At 45.2% G+C, this 1,481-nt stretch carries 1 protein-coding gene; it reads right to left on the bottom strand.

Translation table 11 applies throughout. The annotated features are described in order from the left end of the window. The coding region (locus tag PLH43_RS12255; protein WP_324363522.1) for a hypothetical protein at positions 1-1,408 on the bottom strand (1,408 nt) is incomplete at its 3' end. Positions 1,409-1,481 lie beyond the last annotated feature (73 nt).

The following is a 1,481-nucleotide window of genomic DNA, read 5'->3' as shown; positions in this document are numbered from 1 at the left end:
TCTGAGTCGGGGGGACAACAGATAAGTCTATGGGCGCCTCTAAGTCTGTTATAATTACCGCTACATCCGCCTTCAAATCCACAATCTCCGTAGTTGTGCCCCCAAATATCTCATCCTTAACTTCGACTGTCCTCCTTTCCCCTTTGCTTATAGCATCCAACACCTTCTGTATGTCCGTTCCGCTCGTGGTCTTAAGGTGAGAAGGAATCCCTAAAGACAAATCAAGAACCTCATCCAACTGGTCGCTGAATGTGACTACTAGAGAACGAGTGTTTTCCAGTTCATTTGTATGCTCCGCTAATCTAGCCAGTATTTTGTATGGCCAAGCTCCCATCGAGCACGAAACATCCAAATATATCGTAAGCTTAAGCTTGGCTTTTTCAGACCTTCTCATCGTCCCTGGAAATAAAGGAATAGCCCCAGACTCCTTTAGCAGTTGATTATATCTCCTGCTGGGTCTATGGTAGGTTCTCGAGCGTCCACCACTCACTAAATAAGAGCCCACATAATCAAATATCTGCCCTATATAGTCAATGGTTGTATCCATAGCTCTGAGAGCGGTCCCTGGTGCGATTAGTTTCGTAAGCCTCTCCTCTAAATCGCCTGTCTTAGATAAAAGCGACCGTCTAGCCAGCCTCATCTCCTGCGATAAATCCTCGTGCCCGTCTGTATCGTCCTCTTCTTTATCAATTGAGCCGCCTTCTCTCCCCTTCTCGTCGCTTCCTTCCCCAAAACCACCGGAACTGTCGGAGCCGTCGTCATCAGAGTCATCGTCATCCCCATCGCTCGAATTCCCGTCATCTGAATCCTCCCCATCCGAATCCCCATCCTCCGGCGACTGGTTTATAAGCTGGTCTATCTTTGGGGCTGTGGGCTCTTCCACTAGTCTTTTCGATAGAGCCTCCTTTAATTGATTGTTTCTATTAACTATTGCCGTGACTTGGTTTTGGTCTAAGTCCTCGGTTGCCGACGTCCTATCTGGCATACTACGAACTTTGTCTTGTGCCTCCTTCTGTAAACGCTCTATATCCTTTAGCTGAGATTTTATGCTATGCCCATTCGGAAGCCTGGAAAATATAAATGAGTAATCCTCATTCCCTTTCATTAGCTCGTCCAGTATATCTAGGTCTTTATTTAAGTCCGATAGTAAAGTCTCTATCTTTGACTGAATAGAATTAATTTCCGCCTCTACCTGCGGAGTAGTGCTTTTGGTTGCTAAAGTTTGATATATATTGTTTTGAGCCGTTATAACTAGAGTTGTTCTTGCAATAGCCCTATTTCTAAGCAATTCTTGGTCGCCACCCTGCCCAGGTATCTGCGGGGGCGAAGACCTGTCTATGCTATTATAAACCTCTACTAGCTGCTCATCTGTCATAGCATCGAGTTCTTTTCTAGTATAAATTTTCATATATCGCCCCGCCCCGCCAAAAAGCATTTGGTCTCTAAGTATAGTTAATATAAGCTGTTCTCGAGTCATACCC

Origin of the sequence: Acetivibrio sp. (genome assembly GCF_035371925.1) — a bacterium.
GTDB lineage: Bacteria > Bacillota > Clostridia > Acetivibrionales > Acetivibrionaceae > Hungateiclostridium.
This window is presented reverse-complemented; position numbering and strand designations above follow the sequence as displayed.